Annotated in this window: 12 protein-coding genes; 5 read left to right on the top strand and 7 right to left on the bottom strand. The window is 66.9% G+C overall.

Features of this window, described 5'->3' with window-relative positions; genetic code table 11:
• Positions 1-106 precede the first annotated feature (106 nt).
• The 3 genes from cysN to ACQY4O_RS12500 form a co-directional block, all read right to left on the bottom strand.
• Positions 107-2,020 (bottom strand): sulfate adenylyltransferase subunit CysN, encoded by a 1,914-nt coding sequence (gene cysN, locus ACQY4O_RS12510; RefSeq protein WP_428376692.1) that lies wholly within the window; start codon positions 2,018-2,020, stop codon positions 107-109.
• Positions 2,020-2,916, bottom strand: coding sequence for a sulfate adenylyltransferase subunit CysD (gene cysD / locus ACQY4O_RS12505; protein WP_428376691.1), 897 nt, complete (start codon positions 2,914-2,916; stop codon positions 2,020-2,022). The genes cysN and cysD overlap by 1 nt, the downstream gene beginning before the upstream one ends.
• Before the next feature lie 207 nt (positions 2,917-3,123).
• Positions 3,124-4,794, bottom strand: a complete 1,671-nt coding sequence (locus tag ACQY4O_RS12500; RefSeq protein ID WP_428376690.1) for an ArnT family glycosyltransferase — start codon at positions 4,792-4,794, stop codon at positions 3,124-3,126.
• Between the two features lie 403 nt (positions 4,795-5,197).
• Between ACQY4O_RS12500 and ACQY4O_RS12495 the strand changes: the two genes are divergently transcribed.
• The 5 genes from ACQY4O_RS12495 to ACQY4O_RS12475 all read left to right on the top strand — a co-directional run bounded on the left by ACQY4O_RS12495 (position 5,198) and on the right by ACQY4O_RS12475 (position 11,508).
• Complete coding sequence (locus ACQY4O_RS12495) at positions 5,198-6,145, top strand: glycosyltransferase family 2 protein (RefSeq protein WP_428378187.1); 948 nt, start codon at positions 5,198-5,200, stop codon at positions 6,143-6,145.
• Positions 6,146-6,371: 226 nt separating this feature from the next.
• Positions 6,372-9,725: a S41 family peptidase gene (locus tag ACQY4O_RS12490; protein ID WP_428376689.1), complete on the top strand. Its 3,354-nt coding sequence runs from the start codon at positions 6,372-6,374 to the stop codon at positions 9,723-9,725.
• Positions 9,726-10,019: 294 nt separating this feature from the next.
• On the top strand, positions 10,020-10,508 hold the full coding sequence (locus tag ACQY4O_RS12485) for a hypothetical protein (protein WP_428376688.1): 489 nt from the start codon (positions 10,020-10,022) through the stop codon (positions 10,506-10,508).
• On the top strand, positions 10,508-11,128 hold the full coding sequence (locus ACQY4O_RS12480; RefSeq protein WP_428376687.1) for a hypothetical protein: 621 nt from the start codon (positions 10,508-10,510) through the stop codon (positions 11,126-11,128). The genes ACQY4O_RS12485 and ACQY4O_RS12480 overlap by 1 nt, the downstream gene beginning before the upstream one ends.
• Positions 11,129-11,154: 26 nt before the next feature.
• The gene (locus tag ACQY4O_RS12475; RefSeq protein ID WP_428376686.1) at positions 11,155-11,508 is read left to right on the top strand and encodes a cupin domain-containing protein; all 354 of its coding nucleotides are present in this window, start codon (positions 11,155-11,157) and stop codon (positions 11,506-11,508) included.
• Here ACQY4O_RS12475 and ACQY4O_RS12470 read toward each other — a convergent pair.
• The 4 genes from ACQY4O_RS12470 to ACQY4O_RS12455 are packed head-to-tail and all read right to left on the bottom strand — an operon-like array spanning position 11,505 to position 14,297.
• On the bottom strand, positions 11,505-12,182 hold the full coding sequence (locus ACQY4O_RS12470) for a TenA family protein (protein ID WP_428376685.1): 678 nt from the start codon (positions 12,180-12,182) through the stop codon (positions 11,505-11,507). The two genes, ACQY4O_RS12475 and ACQY4O_RS12470, sit on opposite strands and share 4 nt — an antisense overlap.
• Position 12,183: 1 nt before the next feature.
• Positions 12,184-12,606, bottom strand: coding sequence for a Rap1a/Tai family immunity protein (locus ACQY4O_RS12465; protein WP_428376684.1), 423 nt, complete (start codon positions 12,604-12,606; stop codon positions 12,184-12,186).
• Positions 12,607-12,666: 60 nt separating this feature from the next.
• Complete coding sequence (locus ACQY4O_RS12460) at positions 12,667-13,812, bottom strand: anhydro-N-acetylmuramic acid kinase (protein WP_428376683.1); 1,146 nt, start codon at positions 13,810-13,812, stop codon at positions 12,667-12,669.
• Complete coding sequence (locus ACQY4O_RS12455) at positions 13,809-14,297, bottom strand: DUF3455 domain-containing protein (protein WP_428376682.1); 489 nt, start codon at positions 14,295-14,297, stop codon at positions 13,809-13,811. Before ACQY4O_RS12455 ends, ACQY4O_RS12460 begins: the two co-directional genes overlap by 4 nt.
• Positions 14,298-14,332 lie beyond the last annotated feature (35 nt).

The raw sequence follows: 14,332 nt of genomic DNA, 5'->3' as shown, positions 1-14,332 counted from the left end.
GCCCCTGGACCCCAGCAAAAGCTAGCCTTTGCAATCCTTTAACTCAAGAATGGGGGTTTGGGGCCTCAGGCCCCAGCGGGTCAAGGGCAGAGCCCTTGCCTTGGCTTTACGCGGGGCCAATGATCCCGCGCACGCGCAGCAGGTCGAGCACGCGCTCGGCCAGCGAGCTTGCTGCGACCGCGCCGCCTTCGAGCAACAGTTCGGGCTGCTCAGGAGCCTCGTACGGGCTGTCGACGCCGGTGAAGTTGGTGATCTCGCCGGCCATCGCCTTGCGATACAGGCCCTTCGGATCGCGCGCCTTGCAGACCTCGAGCGGCGTGTCGACGAACACCTCGATGAACTCGCCGGGTTCGAGCATGTCGCGTACCATGCGGCGCTCGGCGCGGAACGGCGAGATGAACGAGGCCAGCACGATCAGGCCGGCATCGACGAACAGCTTGGTCACCTCGCCGACCCGGCGGATGTTCTCGACCCGGCTGGGCTGGCTGAAGCCGAGATCGCGGCTCAGGCCGTGCCGGATGTTGTCGCCGTCGAGCAGGTAGGTGCGGTGGCCCTGGGCATGCAAGGCGCGCTCGACCAGGTCGGAGATGCTCGACTTGCCGGAGCCGGACAGGCCGGTGAACCACAGCACGCACGGCTTCTGGCGGTTCTGCGCCGCCCGCGCCTGCTTGGTCACCGAGGTCGCCTGCCGATGGATGTTGGTCGCCCGGCGCAACCCGAACTCGATCATGCCCGCGCCGGCGGTGCGGTTGCTCAGCCGGTCGATCAGGATGAACGCGCCCATCGCGCGGCTCTGCGCGTACGGGTCGAAGGCCAGCGGCGCCCCCAGCGACAGGTTGCAGGTGCCGATCTCGTTGAGCCGCAACTCGGTGGCCGCCAGCCGCTCGTAGGTGTTGATGTCGACCTTGTGCTTGAGCGTGCTCACCGAGGCGGTGACCGTGCGGGAGCCGAGCTTGAGCAGATAGGAGCGGCCGGGCAGCAGCGGGGCCTCGTCCATCCAGACGATGCGGGCCGCGAACTGGTCGGATACCTCTGGCCGGGCATCCGGCTGCGCGAACACGTCGCCGCGCGAGACGTCGAGTTCGTCCGCGAGCGTCAGCGTCACCGCGTCGCCCGCGCCGGCACGCTCGCGGTCGCCGTCCATGGTGACGATCCGGGCAACCCGGCTCTCGCGCCCGGACCCGGCGACGACGACCGCATCGCCCGGCCGGATGCTGCCGCTCGCCACCGTTCCGGAATAACCGCGGAAATCGAGGTCCGGCCGATTGACCCATTGCACGGGCATCCGGAACGGCTGTCTGTCCCCCGGCTCGGCGCGTACCGGGCCGATCTCGACCTGCTCGAGATGCTCGAGCAGGGTGGGACCTTCGAACCAGCCGAGCTGCTCGCTGCGGGTGGTGACGTTGTCGCCGTAGCGCGCCGAGATCGGGATCGCCCGCACGCTGGCAAAGCCGAAGCCACCCGCCATCTCCTCGAACGACGCCGCCACCTCAGCGAAGCGGGCCTGGTCGTAGCCGACGAGGTCGATCTTGTTGACCGCCAGCACCAGGTGGCGCACGCCGAGCAGGTTGGCGATGAAGGCATGCCGGCGGGTCTGCGTCATGATGCCGTGCCGCGCATCCACCAGCAGGATGGCGAGGTCGGCGGTCGAGGCGCCGGTCGCCATGTTGCGCGTGTACTGCTCGTGGCCCGGCGTGTCGGCGACGATGAAGGAGCGCCGGTCGGTGGCGAAATAGCGGTATGCGACGTCGATGGTGATGCCCTGCTCGCGCTCGGCTTCGAGGCCGTCCACCAGCAGGGCGAGATCGAGGTCTGCTCCGGTCGTGCCGAAGCGGCGGCTGTCCTTTTCCAGCGCCACCATCTGGTCCTGCAGGATGCGCTTGGTGTCGTACAGCAGCCGGCCGATCAGGGTGGACTTGCCGTCATCGACGCTGCCGCAGGTCAGGAACCGCAGCAGAGAGCTGTTGCCGGGAGCCGGCCTGGAGCCCGCCTCCGCAGCAGACTGGGGTACCGCGTCCATCAGAAATAGCCCTCGCGCTTCTTCTTCTCCATGGAGCCGGCCTCGTCATGGTCGATGGCCCGGCCCTCGCGCTCGGAGGTGCGCGACACCGCCATCTCCTGGACGACCTGCTCCAGCGTGGTGGCCTCGGAATCGACCGCGCCGGTCAGCGGATAGCAGCCGAGCGTGCGGAACCGGATCATGCGCGTCTCGGGGGTTTCGCCCGGACGCAGGCGCATGCGCTCGTCATCGACCATGATCAGCATGTTGTCGCGCTTCACCACCGGCCGCGGGGCGGCAAGGTAGAGCGGCACGATCGGGATGCCCTCGGCCTGGATGTACTGCCAGACATCGAGCTCGGTCCAGTTCGATAGCGGGAACGCCCGGATCGACTCTCCAGCCGCGATGCGGGTGTTGTACAGGTTCCACAGTTCCGGCCGCTGGTCCTTCGGGTCCCAGCCATGCGCCGCCGTCCGGAAGCTCAGAATGCGCTCCTTGGCGCGGCTCTTCTCCTCGTCGCGGCGCGCGCCGCCGAACGCCGCGTCGAAGCCGTGCCGGCTCAGCGCCTGCTTCAGCGCCTCGGTCTTCATGATGTGGGTGTAGTACGAGGAGCCATGGTCGAACGGGTTGATGCCCTGCGCCCGGCCCTCCTCGTTGGTGTGGGTGATCAGCGTCAGGCCAAGCCGCGCCGCGGTCTCGTTGCGGAAGGCGATCATCTCCCGGAACTTCCAGGTGGTATCGACATGCAGCAGGGGGAATGGCGGCTTGCCGGGATAGAACGCCTTCATCGCCAGGTGCAGCATCACCGCGCTGTCCTTGCCGATCGAATACAGCATCACCGGCGCGCGGAACTCGGCCGCCACCTCCCGCAGGATGAGGATGCTTTCGTTCTCCAGGCGCCTGAGATGCGATGTCATGCGGTGCAAGTGGCCCAAGGCGCCGCCGGAGGCAAGCGGATGGTGGCGCTCTTGCGATGGCGAGCGGGGTTCAGTCGCAGGGCTGGTCCGACGCGGCCGCTAGAGCAGCATCCGATCAATTGGAATCGCTTCGCGATGCCAAGTGTCGGATAAAGCTGCTCTTTCAGACGACAAGCGGAGCATGATCGATCGGATCATGCTCTAGGCTCAACAGTTGCGCCGGACCAGGGTCAGTCGATCCTTCTCGCGTTCGAGCGGGTGCGCCAGGCCGGGTGGGACGTGACGGGAGAGCCCGGCCGCTTGCAGCAGCCTCCAATAGATGCTCGGCCGCGACGCGGTGTCGACCGGCTGCCATTGCAACCGCTGCCCGGTGCATTGTTGCGCCAGATCGGTCCCGCCCCAGCCATAGGGGTCGACCACGGCAAGGTCGCCGACCGGGATCTGGTCGGGGGCGGAGAAACGTTCGGCCTGCCGCGCCAGGCCGGGATGGTCGGCGAACAGGATGGTGGCCGCGTCCATCACCTCCTGGCTGACATGGACCGGCGCGGCGTGGACCGGCCGGCCGGAGGTCAGGAAACGCTCCAGCCCCGGCATCAGGTGCGCGGGCGTCGGTTCCAGGGAGATCACGAGCAGGCAGGGTGCCACCAGCAGCAAGACGGCCGCGGCGATCAGACGCAAGCCGGGCAGGGCCGCGAGCAGCAATCCGGCCAGCGGTGTCGCCAGCGCGATGCCGACACTGAAGTAGCGGGTGTCCGGCGCGATCACGAGGACGAAGGTATTGAGCACGTACTGCGCCAGGAAGCCCACGGCCGCGAAGATCGCGTAGGTCCGGGCAAAGCCGCGCAGGCGGATCGCCAGCACGCCGCCGGCGACGCATAGCCAGGGGGTCAGCAACAGGCCGGGTGATGTGAACACGCGCAGCAGCGGGTTGATCGTCCAGTGCACCCTGATCAGCGAAGGCACGTCCCATCGCGCCGCCAGCGTCCAGTTGAACAGGGGCGAGCCGCTGGTGAAGGTGCCCCCCCGCATGTGTGAACTCGGGATCAGTACGTGGCGGCTGTCGATGACCAGCCGCTCCAGGGGATGGCCGGTCATCACCAGGTAGAACAGGCATTCGAGCGCCACCGGGATCGCGTAGCCTACTGCCAGCAGCAGCACGCCGGCGCCGGAGCGCTGCCAACTGACCCGGCCGGCAGCGGCACGATCGGTGAGCAGGATCAGCACGCTCAGCGCGATCGGCACCGACAAGGCGGTCTGCCGCACCAAGATGCCGACCCCGCCGCACAGCCCGGCCGCGAGCAAGCGGATGGCGCGGCTGCTGCCCGGCGGCCGCGTGGCGGCGGCGGCCATGACCGGCCCTGGACGTTCCCGGCCTGCCGCGAGCGCCGACAGGGTCAGGACGGTGGCGCCGGCGGCGAACACGATCTCCATGACCTCCGGGTAGTAGTTGGTCGGCATCCGGAAGAAGAGCGGCGTGGCGGCGGCGACCAGGCTGGTGCAGAAAGCGGTCCGCGCTCCCGACAGGCTCGCGCCGATGCGCCAGAGCAGCAGCAGCATGATGCCGAACAGGATCGTGTTGGGGACTGTCAGCGCCAGGTCGGACAGCCCGAAGACTCGCAGGCTGGCGGCCAGGGTCACGACGTAGGGCAGCCGGGTACCCCAGTGGTTGGCGGGGACGTTGACGCCTTCGGTCAGCCATCGCTGCGCCGCCTGGACGTAATGCAGGTCGTCCCACCCGGCGAAGCCGGCCGGCATCGCGAGACTCGCCGAGACCGCCGCGATGCAGAGTATTATTGCCCCGGCGGAGAAGGCACGACCGGTTCCGGCTCGCACGTAAGCCTGACTGTCGATGGAACGCAGCTGTGCCGAGGAACGCATGACTTCATCCGAACGATGGAAAGCTTGTTAGTGATTCGCAACTATTCGGACACGGGGACCCGTGTCCGCGCAGGACGCGACCCTAATACACGACAGCGGCATCCGACCAAATGGATTGCGTCTCGCGATGCCCCAGGACGGTCGGAAGCCGGTGGCGGCGGACGCGTGCCTTGCCGCTCGCCTGTGCGGAACGCGGCCACCATCCATGCCTCACCTTTGCAGGAGAAAATCACACACCAGGCCTGGTCGGCAATCTTGCCAAGCGAGCCAGCGCGCAAATCGAATTCTGATAAACTTTTCATGGATACGCCATCCCGAGTACAATATATATATAGGCGGCGGTCATGGTCTCCAGCTCCGTACGCCTCGGTTATGGCAGGATCACCCTAATGGATTGGACGACATGATTCGGGTCGCGGTTCTGATCCCTTGTTACAACGAAGAGGTAACGATCTCGAAGGTGGTCAGGGATTTCCGGGCCAGTCTGCCCGAGGCGACGATCTACGTGTACGACAACAACTCGAGCGATGGCACCCAAGCTGCGGCCCGTGTGGCGGGCGCCGTAGTGCGGCGAGAGATGATGCAAGGCAAAGGCAATGTCGTGCGCCGGATGTTCGCCGACATCGACGCGGATGCCTATGTGCTGGTCGATGGCGACGACACATACGACTCCGCCGATGCGGTCCGCATGCTGCACATGCTGGCCGACGACCAGCTCGACATGGTTACCGGCGCCCGCGTGACCGACATCAAGGCCGCCTACCGGCCCGGTCATCGGCTGGGCAATGTCATCCTCACCGGCATGGTGCGGCAGATTTTCGGCAACAGGGTCAGCGATATGCTGTCGGGTTACCGGGTGTTCTCGCGACGTTTCGTGAAGACCTTCCCGGCGCTTGCCTCCGGCTTCGAGACCGAGACCGAGTTCACCGTCCACGCGCTCGAACTCGGGATGCCGGTGGACGAGCTGAGCACCGCCTATCGCGATCGCCCGGCCGGTTCCGCGTCGAAGCTGCGCACCTATACCGACGGCATCCGCATCCTGCACACGATCGTCACCCTGGTGAAGGAGGAGCGGCCGCTGCAGTTCTTCTCGATCATCGGCGCCATCATGCTGATCCTCGGCCTGCTGCTGGGGACGTCGGTCATCCTCCAGTTCCTGCAGACCGGGCTGGTCCCGCGCCTGCCGACTGCGGTGCTGGCGAGCGCCCTGGTAATGCTGTCCTTCCTCAGCCTGGTGTGCGGGCTGATCCTGGATTCCACCGCGCGCGGCCGCAAGGAGTTCAAGCGGCTGGCTTATCTCGCCGTGCCGGCGATCAGCGCGGGTGTCACGCAGATGCGCAGGGTGAGCTAGGGGCCTCGGTCCGTTGATCGACCCCTGTTGCGGAGACCCGACGATCTTGTGAAGGCGGATACGACGCCGAAACGGCCTTCGATCCGTCCTCCGACATCTGTCCGGGTCGCTTCATAAAATGCGGCGTGCCGAGGCTGGCGCACGGCTGCCCTGGGCGGCTCAGGTCTAAGCTGCTATGTCGGTTTCGCATGCTGGGTCGCATGGGGCACCCGCAAGGAGTGACTGGATGCGACAAACGACCGGACTGGCGCTTTCCCTGGCTGCCCTTTTGGCGCCGGCGTTGGCAACGTGCGCCCAGGCCCAGGCCCAGGCCCAGGCCGAGCCGGCTCCGGTGCTGAAGCGGTTCGCCAACCTGCACGGCAACTCGGTCGTGTTCGTCGCCTACGGCAATCTCTGGGTGGTGGATCGCACCGGCGGCGTCGCCCGCCGGCTCACCGCCGATCCGGGCCAGGACCTCTCGCCGCACTACTCCCCCGACGGAAGATGGATCGCCTTCACCGCCAGCTACCAGGGCAACCAGGACGTCTATGTCATCCCGGCCGGCGGAGGCACCGCGCGCCGGCTGACCTACCATTCCGACATCGTCCCGCATGCGCCGACGCGCTGGGGGCCCGACAACCTGGTCGTCGCCTGGACCCCGGACTCCAAGAGCATCGTGTTCCTGTCGCGCCGGATGGCCTGGCACAACTGGTTCCCGCGCGCCTTCACGGTGCCGGTCGCGGGCGGCCTCGCGACCCCGATGCCGCTCGATCGGGCCGGCTATATGAGCTTCGGCCCCGACGGGCACAGCATCGCCTACACCCGCATCTTCCGCGATTTCCGCACCTGGAAGCGTTATGACGGCGGCCTCGCGCAGCAGGTCTATACCTACGACTTCGACAGCCGGGTGCTGACCCCGATCACTGACTGGCACGGCACCAACACCTCGCCGATGTGGTTCGGGCGCCGGATCTATTTCCTGTCGGATCGCGACAGCCATCGCCGGGCCAACATCTGGCGCTACGACCTGGACAGTCACCAGACCACGCAGGTCACGCACTTCACCGACTACGACATCGACAGCCCGACGCTGGGCGACGCCAATACATCCACCGGCGGCATCAGCTTCCAGCAGGGCGGCCGCCTGTATGTGATCGACCTGCCGTCCGAGACCCTCCACGAGGTGGCCGTGAGTGTACCGGACGACGGCACCCGCACCGGACCGCGGTGGGTGCATGCGGCGGATGCGATCCGCGACATCGATACCGCGCAGCAGGTCGACTACGCGCTGTCGCCGAACGGCAAGCGCGCGCTGTTCTCCGCACGCGGCGACCTGTTCACGGTGCCGGCCGAGCATGGCGCGACCCGCAACCTGACCCGGACCAGCAATGCCGACGAGGACCATCCGGCCTGGTCGCCGGACGGCCGCCTCGTCGCCTACACTACGGACGGCAGCGGCAACCAGCAGATCGCGGTGCGTCCCTCGGCCGGTGGTCCGGAGCGGCTGCTGACGCATTTCGCCAGCGGGTTCTTCTACGCGCCGCTCTGGTCGCCGGACGGCAAGTCGCTGGCGTTCCCGGACGGCGAGCACCGGCTGTGGATCGCGGGCCTCGACGGGTCCGCGCCGCGCCAGGTGGCACGCGATCCGATTGCCGAGATCCACGACCAGGCCTGGTCGCCGGACGGCAAGTGGCTCGCCTACAGCATCAGCCGCAACCAGGTGCAGCATGGCCTGTACCTGTATGACGTCGCCGCCGGCGTTGCCACCAAGGTCAGCAGCGAGCTGGAGAACGATTCCGATCCGGTATTCTCGCCGAATGGCAAGTACCTGTTCTTCGTCTCCGCGCGGCACGAGAACCCGACGCTGTCGGAGACCGAGTTCAACGTCGCCACCATCAAGCAGAGCGGTATCTACGCGGCGACGCTCACCCGCGATGCGGCGTCACCCTTCGCGCCACGCTCCGACGAAGGCGCCTGGCAGCACGACAAGAAAGAGTCGGATGGAAGTTGGCAGCCGGGTGCCGGCAAGCCGATCCATGTCGATCTCGACGGGCTGATGGCGCGCGCGGTGCCGCTGCCGGTGCCGCCCGCGGATATCGCCGCCCTTGATGCGCGCGGCGAGCGGGTATTCTACCAGACCACGCCGCCGCAGATGATCGAGGGCACGCTGCCCGGCGAGAAGCCGGCGCTGCACGCCTACGACATGGACAAGCGCCAGGACGCCACCATCATCGTCGGGCTCGACGGCTATGCGCTGGCCGCCGATGGCGCGCACGTGCTGGTCAAAGCCGGCAGCGACTACACCATTGCGGAAACCAAACCCGGTGGCGGCGACAAGAACAAGCTCGATCTCGGGGGCATGCGGACGCAGGTCGTGCCGACCCAGGAATGGTCGGAAATGTTCGAGAATGCGTGGCGGCTGGAGCGCGACCTGTTCTTCAGCGAGAAGACCAACGGCGTCGACTGGCAGGCAGTGCATGACGCCTACGCGAAGCTGCTGCCGCTGGTCGGCTCGCGCGAGGATCTGAACTACCTGATCGGCCAGGTGCAGGGCGAACTGGGCAATTCGCACACCTATGTCGGTGGCGGCGATGACGGGAATGCGACCGACTGGGTGCCGACCATGCTGCTGGGCGCGGACTTCGCGCTCGATGCGGCGTCCGGCCGCTACCGCTTCGGGCATGTCTATGCAGGCGACAACACCCGCGCCGAGTATCGCAGCCCGCTGACCGCGCCCGGCGTCGGCATCAAGGCCGGCGACTTCCTGCTCGCGGTGAACGGCCGCGAGTTGAAGGCGCCGGTCGATCCGTACAGCCTGTTCGTCGGCGTCGAGGCGCCGGTGACGCTGACGGTTGCCTCGAGCAGCACGGGCCCGCATCGCGACGTGGCGGTCGATCCGGTGACCAGCGAGCTGCCGCTGCGCGAGCAGTCCTGGATCGCGCATAACCGGGCGCTGGTGGATCAGGCGTCGGGTGGCCGGGTGGCCTACATCTACCTGTCGGACATGGAAGCGAAGGGGATGGAGCAGTTCGTGCGGCAGTTCTATCCGCAGCTCGACCGCCAGGCGCTGATCGTGGATGACCGGTTCAACGGCGGCGGCAATATCGACCAGATCCTGCTGGAGCGGCTGCGTCGTGTGCTGGTCGGCATGTCGACCAACCGCGAACGCACGCCGATGACGATCCCGCAGCAACTGATCGACGGGCCGAAGATCTGCCTGATCAACCAGTATTCAGCGTCGGACGGGGATATCTTTCCGTTCTATTTCCGCAAATACGGCCTCGGCCCGCTGGTCGGCATGCGCACCTGGGGCGGCGTGCGCGGCATACGCGGCCTGTGGCACCTGCTCGATGGCGGCTACATCACGGTGCCGGAGGATGCGCTGTACGGCCTGGACAGCCAGTGGGTGATCGAGAATCACGGCGTCGATCCGGACGTGACCGTCGAGGACGCGCCGGGCGAGCTCATGGACGGCCACGACCGCCAGCTCGAGACCGCGGTGAAGCTGCTGACCGACAAGCTGGACCGCGCTCCGACCATCAAGCCCGCACCGCCGCCGCTGCTGCCGGCCTATCCGCCGGCGGATGCGTCACAAAAGTAGGTTGACAGCCGGCTGCTGCCGGTCGCGCGAAGCAGTGCTGCGAGATTGAGACGTTCAGCCGTCGCTTGGGACAGCTACTCTGGGTGCTGACCGGCTGTTTGAAAACGCCTGATGCTGGATGAGAGCGGCCTACCGGGCCGCGGCCGACGTGACTTTCCGAGCACAGCAGCGCAGCGGCCGTTTGGCCGTGAGCAGCGGAGCGGAGGAAGGGTGCGTCGGATCGCCAGCAGCAGGTGTTTCACACAGTCGCTGACCGGTCAGCGTATCGCCGGTCATCACAGGGAGAGGCTTCTGATGGCGTCACCGTCGGGGCAAACGACGATGGACCCCGAGGGCCTGCTTACCCCAGAGAACATCGCCGATCTCGCCCGTGTCATCACTACCGAGGCCGGCGGTGTCAACGAGACCGCGCAAGCCATGGTGGGTTGGACGGTGCTCAACCGAATGAAAAGACATACCTTGACAAAGGTAACGGAGGTATGGGGTCAGTACGCGCACGGCCACTTCTCGACTGCGACGAGCCTCAATCTGGCCGAGAAGATCCTGGACGGCAGCGCCATGGACATCAGTCAGGGCGCTACGCACTTTTACAGCCCGACCTCTATGCCGAAGGCGGAAGAGCGCACGTCCGGCAGTGATGTTCTCGGAGGATTGGAAACGGTCACTGGCGTCACCAAGAATGGAAAGCCGGTGCAGAATTACCGGCCTGGCTGGACAATAGGCTTCGCACGCATCTACGTCCCAGGTGTGCAGGAAAAAGATTTTAAGTTCTACAGGCAGTGATGACCATCAGGGCTACCATTCTATTATGCGTCGCGGCGCTTGGCTTTGCTGCCAGTCGTGACGCCAGGAGGGCGCCTACGTCGCTGGTGGCACTGTGGGACCCGGACCAGACGGCGCCAACCGTGCACGACGTCGCTTCGGCCGCGGCGCGGGCGCACACCACGCACTGCCGGACATCGCCCTGCAAAGCCATCATCGTCATCCATGAATTGGCGGGCATCTGGCTATATGAAGTCGGCGATGCGAATGGCGTTGCCAGCCTCAATGTCGGGAACCGGCCGGAGATCGCCGGCCAACTCCTAGATCGTATACTTCTCAATCATCCCGAACTCTATGTGCCTTTCTGCGCAACGGGTACAAAACTAATTTCACATGTCCGTATTGACTCTGGCCCCGGTGAGATACTCATTCCGGTGTTGCTTCTGGTGAATGGTGTGGACATAGACCTGCGTGACCACGGACATTGTGCGCGGGACCTCGTGGCAGCTCTGCCGAGAGCACCCGCAAACGACGAGATCCGGATCAACGCGCGAGAGTCCTGCGAGAACAGCGATGAAAACCATCATCGCCCTAGAATTGCGTGTACAATTCTGACCGATGGTGTCGACGAGAAGCGATAGCCGTCGGCAGCCGCAAAGGAAGTTCGATGTCAGGCGACGAGTGGATGTTCTCGCCCGGAGAGGCAACAGCCAGGCTGCCGGAGGACCCGGATGTGTTCAGGTTCTGGTATGGCCTGAGGCACGGGACCATGAAGGTCGGGCTCTACGCACCGACCGGCGCAGACACGCAGGGACCTCATAAGCAGGACGAGCTCTATATCGTCATTCGTGGGTGCGGCGACTTCATCAAGAACGGAGAGCGTCGTCGCTTCGCGGCTCAGGACGTCATCTTCGTCGAAGCCGGAGTGCCACACAGCTTCGAGAATTTCTCCGAGGATTTTGCGACCTGGGTGATCTTCTGGGGACCTGCCGGCGGAGAAGCCCTGGACCGCCAGGATTAACCACGAGGCGTCCAGAACGCGGCTTCCAGCTGCACGGTGGTCCTGAAGCAGCGCAGCAGCATCGGATAGCGCGCGTCGGCGCCATGCGAGACGGCGAGGGCGTCGAGCCGCCGGGCACCCTCGTTGGCAAGCGCCACGTAATGCGCTCCGCCATAGACCTCGATCCAGGGCAGATAAGGATTGCCCTCGCGTCGTGTCGCCGGCTCGGCAAGCAGGCGCAGGCCCACTTCCGCATAGCCGATCAGGCAGGCCGACAGCGACACCATCAGGTCGAGGATGTCACCGCTCTGGCCGTAATCCAGCATGGTGCGGGTGTAGGCCAGCAACTCCAGCGATTCCGGCTCGCGCGCCAAATCGTCCTCGCTCAGGCCCCACTGCGCGCAATAGGCGATGTGGAATCCGAGCTCGGTGTCGAGCAGGCCAGCCAGCAGCCGTGCGGTGCCGCGCATCGAGGCGGCGTTGCCGTCCTTGTAGATCGCGAGCGCATAGGCGCGGGCATATTGCAACAGGTAGAGATAATCCTGCACCAGGTAGGCGCGGAACGCCTCGGCCGGCAGCGTGCCGTCCGCAAGCCCGTCGAGGAACGGGTGCCGGACATAGGCGTCCCATTCCTGCGCACAGTCCTGGCGCAGCCGGGTGAACAGACGCCCCGGTTCGAGAACCGGCAGGGTCAAGTCAGCGTGCCGGCGCGCTGCACGGAAAGCTGGCGTTGAGGAACTGCAGCACCCCGGCCGCGGCCGGCAGGCTCATCGCCGCCGGGTTGGTGCCGGACCAGACGACCAGCTTGTCGCGCGCCTGCTGGCGGGTCAGCGGCGGATCGGTGGGCAGGCAGAAGGTGCGCGCAGCCGGCGTCGTCTCGCTGATGTAGAGATCGATCAGGCCGGTGAAGTAGCCGACGCACACGGCATGTTCGCTGCGCGCCATGGTGTCGTCGCTGCTGCTGACGCACATGTCGAACAGCGACTGGAAACTGGTGATCGTCGTCGGCGAGGGGGTCTTGTAGCTGTACGGGCCGGCGCCCTGGTCCTGCCCCTGGGCGGCCACGGGAAGCCAGGCAGCGCCGACCAGGGCGCACAGGCCCGCCATCTTGCTACGCATCGTCGTTCTCCCCTCGGTCGGAGCGGCAACGTGAAGCGCCGCCGCCGGTTGCAACACCGGTCAGGCCGGGTTCAGCACGCCACCCCCCATCGGCGCCGGCACCCCTGTGGTGCCGGGAAAGCTGATCGGCAGCCCAAGCCTGCAGCGCAAGGCGAGATAGGCGAAGCATTCGGCTTCGATCGCATCGCCCCGCCACCCCCACGCTTCGGCGCTGTCGATTGCAACGCCCGTGCGCTCGGCCAGTGCCCGCATCAGCGCCGGGTTGCGACGGCCGCCGCCGCATACCACCAGCCGGGCCGGTCGCGGCGAGAGCAGTGCCAGCCCGCGGGCCACGCAGCCGGCGGTAAAGGCGGTGAGGGTGGCGGCGCCATCCTCCAGCGTCAGCCCATCGGCCATGGAAGCGGTGAAATCGTCGCGGTCGAGCGATTTCGGGAACGGCCGGTCCAGCCAGGGATGCGCGAGCAGGCGTGCGAGCCGCGTCTCGTCGACGCGGCCGGTGGCGGCGATGGCGCCGTCGCGGTCCATCTCGCCTGCATCGTGCCGCCGGATCCAGTCGTTCAGCGGCGCATTGCCCGGGCCGGTATCGAAGGCCGCAATGCCGGCATCGCCGTCCCAGCTGGTGATGTTGCCCACACCACCCAGATTGAGCACCGCGCCGGGCTGGGCCGCCGGCTTGCCAGCAGCGGCCGCGCGCAGGAGTGCGACGTGGTAGCTCGGCGCCAGCGGCGCACCCTGGCCGCCGGCCCGGACGTCGCCGGTGCGAAAATCATGCACGGTGTCGATGCCGGTCAGGCGTGCCATCAGGGCGCCGTCGCCGAGTTGCCGGGTCCGCCCGGGGCGCCCTTGCATCGGTGCGCGATGCAGCACCGTCTGGCCGTGGAAGCCGATGACGTCGATCTCGCCGGGTGGGATGCCGTGTTCGTGCAGGAACGCCGTCACCGCCTCGGCCTGTGCCCGCGTCAACGCCGCCTCCGTCGCGGCGAACAGTCCGGGCTCGGGTCCCTCGAAGTTCCAGGCGCGCGCCGCCGCCAGCGTTGGCGCCAGCAGCGCCTGCACCGCGGCCGGATACGGTGCCAGCGTCCACGGCCCGAACGCCGCAATCGTCTTGCCGTCGCTGCGCAGCAGCGCGATGTCGATGTTGCCGTCGAGCACCGTCCCGGTCATCAACCCGACGGCCCAGGCCGCCTTGTTGGCCGACCTGCTCATGGTTTGGCGGCTGGCGGTGCTGCGAAGAAGCTGTAGGTCGCGCGATACGGAACCCTCGTGCTGCTACCTGCGTGGGTGGCGTCGCACCCGCCCGACGGCGGCAGGCCGCCGCTCGTGCTCGTGCGGGTCACGTATGTCACGCCAGCGAACCGGCCCGCGCCGCTGTGCGATGTCGCCCGCAGCACCAGCCAGGGCACCGCGCCCTCGGCGCTGCCCGACGCCACCACCTCGCCGACCACGATGCTGCCGTCCGTCGCCTGCCAGGCGGGGCCGGCGAAATGGCGGCCGGCCGGTATCCCGGCCGCCGTGGACAGCGTCGCGTCCGGTCCGGTGAGGCTCCAGGCGAACCCGGTTCGCGCGGCCTTGCAGACATAGACCTGCACGCCGCGCGCCCGCAGCTCAATGACGCCGGCCGCCCGTGCGCCGACGGCAATCGCCGCCAGCGCCGCCGACACGCCCAGGACTACAACTCTCGAGTTCGACACCAGCCGTCTCCGATCCTAAGAGCCTGTTTGCAAAC

The sequence above is a fragment of the Lichenicoccus sp. genome, assembly GCF_965277665.1.
GTDB lineage: Bacteria > Pseudomonadota > Alphaproteobacteria > Acetobacterales > Acetobacteraceae > Lichenicoccus.
This window is presented reverse-complemented; position numbering and strand designations above follow the sequence as displayed.